The organism is Microbacterium xerophyticum (genome assembly GCF_053543555.1).
In genome coordinates, this window is sequence record NZ_JBLVOB010000007.1 from 703,224 (window position 1) to 708,167 (window position 4,944).

The following is a 4,944-nucleotide window of genomic DNA, read 5'->3' on the forward strand; positions in this document are numbered from 1 at the left end:
GCCGCCGGAGTCCCGCGGCTCAGGGGGTCATCCGGTCGGTGCGCGCTCCGCGGCCCACTCCGTTCACTGTCAGCAGCGTTCCCGTGTCGGTGAACTCCTGCAGGATCTCGTTCTGACGTTGCGACCCGTCGCGATGGGTGAGCAGGCTCACGACCACCGCCACGATCGTGGCCGCGATGAATCCGGGCAGCAGTTCGTACAGCCCTGGCCAGATCGCCTTGAACAGGAAGACACCGGCCGCACCGACGAACATGCCCGCGAGTGCGCCCCAGTTCGTGAGCTTGCGCCAGAACAGGCTGAGCAGGATCAGCGGCCCGAAGGCCGCACCGAAGCCCGCCCATGCGAACGACACGAGTCCGAGGATCGTGTCGTTCGGGACGAGCGCGAGCAGTGCGGCGATGATGCCGACGCCGAGCACCGTCATCCGCCCGAGCAGCACCAGCAGCTTCGGCGACGGCTCCTTCTTGACGACCTTGAACAGGTCCTCCACGAGTGCGGACGACGCGACGATCAACTGGCTGGAGATCGTGCTCATGATCGCCGCCAGCACCGCGGCGAGCACGAGCCCCGCGACGAAGGGATGCAGCAGCGTCTGCGACATGACCAGCACGACCGTCTCGGGGTTGGTGAGGTCGATGCCCTTCTGCGCCATGTACGCGATCCCGATCATGCCGGAGAACACCGCTCCGACCAGGGAGATGATCATCCACGTCATTCCGATGCGGCGCGCGGTCTTCGCCTCGCCGGGATTGCGCAACGCCATGAACCGCACGATGATGTGCGGCTGACCGAAGTAGCCGAGACCCCAGGCGAGGCCCGAGACGATCGTCAGCACCACCCCACCGGTCAACGCCGTACCGCCGATGAGCGACAGGTGGTTCGGCGCGCGGTCGTCGATGTAGCCGCCGCCCTCACCGAAACCGCCGATGGCGATGACGGCGGCGACCGGGATGACGATGAGCGCGATGACCATCATCAGCCCCTGCACGACGTCGGTGAACGACGCCCCGAGGAAGCCGCCGAACAGCGTGTAGAGCAGCGTGACGCCGCCGACCAGAGCGATGCCGAGCAGATAGTCGGAGTTGAAGGACGTCTCGAAGAAGAAGCCACCGGCGACCATGCCGCTGGAGATGTACAGCGTGAAGAACACGAGGATCACGACGCCGGCAAGGATGCGGAGCAGCCGTGACGAGTCGCGCAGCCGGTTCTCGAAGAAGCTCGGCACGGTGATCGAGTTGCGCGAGACCTGCGTGTACGCACGCAGCCGCGGCGCGACCAGCAGCCAGTTCAGGTAGGCGCCGATCGTGAGACCGACGGCGATCCACGCCTCGATCAGACCCGACAGATAGATGGCGCCGGGAAGGCCCATCACCAGCCAGCCGGACATGTCCGATGCCCCGGCGCTGAGCGCCGCGACCCACGGCGGCAGGTTCCTCCCGCCGAGCATGTAGTCCTCGTGGTCGGTGGTCCGGCGAAATGCCAGGTAGCCGATGGCGAGCATGGCAGCGAAGTAGAGGCCCAGCGCGATGAAGATGAATATCTGGTCGGACATCGTCGTCCTTTCGTGGAGGTCGGTCCCCCGATACTGACAGGGACGGGTGCGGGGTGCCACCCCGTCCGGCGCGCCTCGGCCGGGATCACCCTCCCAGCAGTGACCCCCGCACCGACGGGCGGGCGACGTCCGGAGTGAGCACCGCGAGCACGCGCACCAGCGTCGTGAGCCAGAGCAGCCCGAGCCCGATCACGATCACCTCGAGCACGGTGATCGAGTAGAGATGGAAGCTGTCGGCCAGCACGAACGCGATGACGAGCAGCAGTGCAACGCCCACCGTCGTCAGCAGCAGCGGCCGTGGCGGCCCCGGCATCACCGTGGTCGTGAGGACGCCTGACGCGACGAACAGCACCAGCGTGGAGACGGCGGCGATGTTGTGGATGACGACGATGTTCTCCTGCGGGAAAAGCCCCACCCCGGCGAGCGCGACACCGGTCGCCGCCCACAGCACGACGACCCACGCGATCCGCCCCAGCGCCGCGTCGCCCAGGACGCGGTGCAGGTCGCGGCCGATGTATGACCCGACCGTCGCGATGAGGATGCCGGCGACGACGAGCGTGCCGTTGAACACCCAGGAGCCGACCCCGATGCCGAGTTGTGAGAAGTTCGTCTCCCACCACTGCGGATCTGCGGCGGTGAGCATGGCGAAGAGCGTGCCGATGACGAGGTAGCTGAAGAGAAGGGTGGCGAGGTCGGCGGTGCGCAGCCCGATCCCCGCGTCGAACGTCAGCCTGCCGCCGACGGCACTCGCGACCCCCGTGATGATGCCTCCGCCGAGCGCGGGCAGCTCGAGCCCTTGAAGACCGACGCCGAGCACTTCACTCGCGAGCAGCACGCCCAGCGCGGTCACCCCGGCGAACGCCACCGTCAACGCCACGGCCGACGACGCCGAGATGATCACCTGCCACAGCGGCATCGACGCGTGCTCGCCTCTTCGATGCAGGAAGGTGCTGACGACGAAGGATGCTGCGGCGACGACACCGGCGACGAGTGCTGCCGGCAGACTGACGGATCCGTCACCGGCGATCGGCCGTGGATTGCCCCACAGCACCGCCGTGCCGATGCCGGTGCCGACCAGGAAGCAGATGACGGTGGCCCAGATCGCTCGGGATTCCTGCCGCATCCTGTGCTCCTGGTCCATGCCTCCATCGAACCACGGGTCGGCGACGTTCCGATCCCGGCCGAAGCGACCGCGAGGGATTCAGCCGCGCATCGCGACGCCGCGGCGCCAGTACCCCATGAACGCCACCTGCGATCGGTCGATGCCGAGATCCTTCACCAGGTGCCTGCGCAGCGTCGTGACGACTCCGCTCTCGCCCGCGATCCAGAAGTACCGCTCGTCGGCGACCGCACCGACCACGTCTTCGCCGCCGCCCGAGTAGACCGGGGTCTCCCAGACGAGCTCCTCGCCCTCAGCATCCTGCACGACGATCTCGGTGTGGCCGGTGTCGCCCAGGCAGTCGAGCACGGTGGGGATCAGGCGCAGCCCGTGAGCCGCATCTCCCCGCGGCAGCCAGTGCACCTCCACCCCCTCCGGCGCATCGATCGGAAGGACGTCATCCGCTGTGGGCACCTCGATGAACGCGAGACCGCGCAGGCTCCGCGGTGCGTCCTCCAGGATGCGGGCGATCGCCGGGGCTGCGGTCTCGTCGCCGACCAGCATCACGGATGACGCCGCCCCCGGCGCGTACTCGATGCCGCTGCGGTCCTCCCGTCCGCGGCGCGGACCGACCATCCACAACTCGTCCCCCCGCGACGCGCCGCTCGCCCACAGCGACGCGGGGCCGGTGAGCCCCGGCGCGAGGTGCAGTACGAAATCGACGACGACCTCGGTGCCGGCATCCGAGACATCGAGTGAGCGCACCGAGTAGGTGCGCATCGACCCGCGCTGCTCCTCCGGTACCGCGAGATATCCGCCCCACCAGTCGTCGGCGTCGCGATCGAGGTCGGGAAGGATGCCGGATGCCGGAGGGAAGACCAGCTTGATCCGCGCGTCGAAGACATCGCCAGGGGTGCCGAACTCCTCGAGGTCGAGCCCGCCGAACGTGACGCGCACGAAGTTCGGCGAAACCCGTTCGACTGCGCGCACCTCGGCGCGGGCGAGGACATAGGAGGGGCGCTGCGTGGTGGTGGTGCCAGCGGACATGATGCCTTCCGATCGGCGTGAGTATCGGCTTCGCCTGCGGTGTACGGGCATTTGCCAGCGACGAATCGGGCCGACTAAGATCTAGGCAAGCCTACCCTAAGTCAGCGTCAGTGCTGCGTGGGGACATCCGTGCGCGGCTCATCCGCGGCATCCCTGGCTCCCCCTCGATCGAACTGGAGTTCACCTTGCGCACTCGCTCCCGGTATGCGGCCGTCGCAGCCCTCGCGGCCTCCGCGGCCCTCGTCCTCTCCGCATGCGGCGGCACGCCGGAATCGGAGGCAGACGGCACCGCACAGTCCTCGGGCGACTATCCGATCACGATCGAGCACGCGCTCGGCACGACCACGCTCGACGAGAAGCCCGAGCGCGTGGCCACGGTCCAGTGGGCCAACCACGAGGTCCCCCTCGCACTCGGCATCGTGCCGGTCGGCATGGCTGCGGCGAACTTCGGCGATGACGACGGCGACGGACTGCTGCCCTGGGTCAAGGAGAAGCTCGACGAGCTGGGCGCCGACACCCCCGTGCTGTTCGACGAGACCGACGGCATCGACTTCGAGGCCGTCGCGGACACCGACCCCGATGTCATCCTCGCGTCCTACTCCGGCCTGACGCAGGAGGACTACGACACGCTGAGCGAGATCGCGCCCGTCGTCGCGTACCCCGAGGGCCCATGGGCGACCTCGTGGCAGGACGTCATCGAGTACAACGCACTGGGCATGGGCATGGGCGCCGAGGGCGAAGAGCTCATCGCCGACATCGAGCAGGAGATCACGGACTCACTCGCCGAGTACCCGCAGCTCGAGGGGACGTCCACCATGTTCCTCACGCACGTCGACCCTGCTGACCTGAGCACAGTGAACTTCTACACCGCGAACGACACCCGCGCCGCGTTCTTCGAGGACCTCGGACTCGGAACGCCCGCGGCAGTGGAGGAGGGATCCGCGAGTGGCGAGTTCTCCGGAAAGATCAGCGCCGAGCAGGTGGATGTCTTCGATGACGTCGAGGTGATCGTGACGTACGGCGACCAGGAACTGGTGGACGTGCTCGAGGCCGATCCGCTCCTGTCTCAGATGCCGGCGGTCAAGAACGGGGCGATCGTGTCGCTGGACGGTGCAGGTTCGCTGGGAACCGCCGCCAACCCGACGCCGCTGGCGATCTCGTGGGTGCTCGACGACTACCTCGCGCTCCTCGCGGATGCCGCAGACAAGGTGAAGTGACGCACCTGGAAGACCAGAGCGCTGGGGCG

General features: G+C 67.9%; 4 protein-coding genes. 1 reads left to right on the top strand and 3 read right to left on the bottom strand.

Features of this window, described 5'->3' with window-relative positions; translation table 11 throughout:
- Nucleotides 1-19 precede the first annotated feature (19 nt).
- The 3 genes from putP to ACNPNP_RS14890 form a co-directional block, all read right to left on the bottom strand.
- The gene (gene putP / locus ACNPNP_RS14880; RefSeq protein WP_448966801.1) at nucleotides 20-1,552 is read right to left on the bottom strand and encodes a sodium/proline symporter PutP; all 1,533 of its coding nucleotides are present in this window, start codon (nucleotides 1,550-1,552) and stop codon (nucleotides 20-22) included.
- A gap of 85 nt (nucleotides 1,553-1,637) precedes the next feature.
- The gene (locus tag ACNPNP_RS14885; RefSeq protein WP_448966802.1) at nucleotides 1,638-2,675 is read right to left on the bottom strand and encodes a DUF998 domain-containing protein; all 1,038 of its coding nucleotides are present in this window, start codon (nucleotides 2,673-2,675) and stop codon (nucleotides 1,638-1,640) included.
- 78 nt (nucleotides 2,676-2,753) lie between these two features.
- Nucleotides 2,754-3,698 carry a siderophore-interacting protein gene (locus ACNPNP_RS14890; protein WP_448966803.1) on the bottom strand — a complete coding sequence of 315 codons (945 nt, stop codon included), beginning with the start codon at nucleotides 3,696-3,698 and terminating at the stop codon, nucleotides 2,754-2,756.
- Between the two features lie 185 nt (nucleotides 3,699-3,883).
- Here ACNPNP_RS14890 and ACNPNP_RS14895 point away from each other — a divergent pair, with 185 nt between their 5' ends.
- Nucleotides 3,884-4,915, top strand: a complete 1,032-nt coding sequence (locus ACNPNP_RS14895) for an iron-siderophore ABC transporter substrate-binding protein (protein ID WP_448967267.1) — start codon at nucleotides 3,884-3,886, stop codon at nucleotides 4,913-4,915.
- Nucleotides 4,916-4,944: the final 29 nt, after the last annotated feature.

Bases quoted from the DNA above. Each gene is read 5' to 3' on its own strand.
- putP (WP_448966801.1), bottom strand. From the start codon at position 1,552: ATGTCCGACCAGATATTCATCTTCATCGCGCTGGGCCTCTACTTCGCT.
- ACNPNP_RS14885 (WP_448966802.1), bottom strand. From the start codon at position 2,675: ATGCGGCAGGAATCCCGAGCGATCTGGGCCACCGTCATCTGCTTCCTG.
- ACNPNP_RS14890 (WP_448966803.1), bottom strand. From the start codon at position 3,698: ATGTCCGCTGGCACCACCACCACGCAGCGCCCCTCCTATGTCCTCGCC.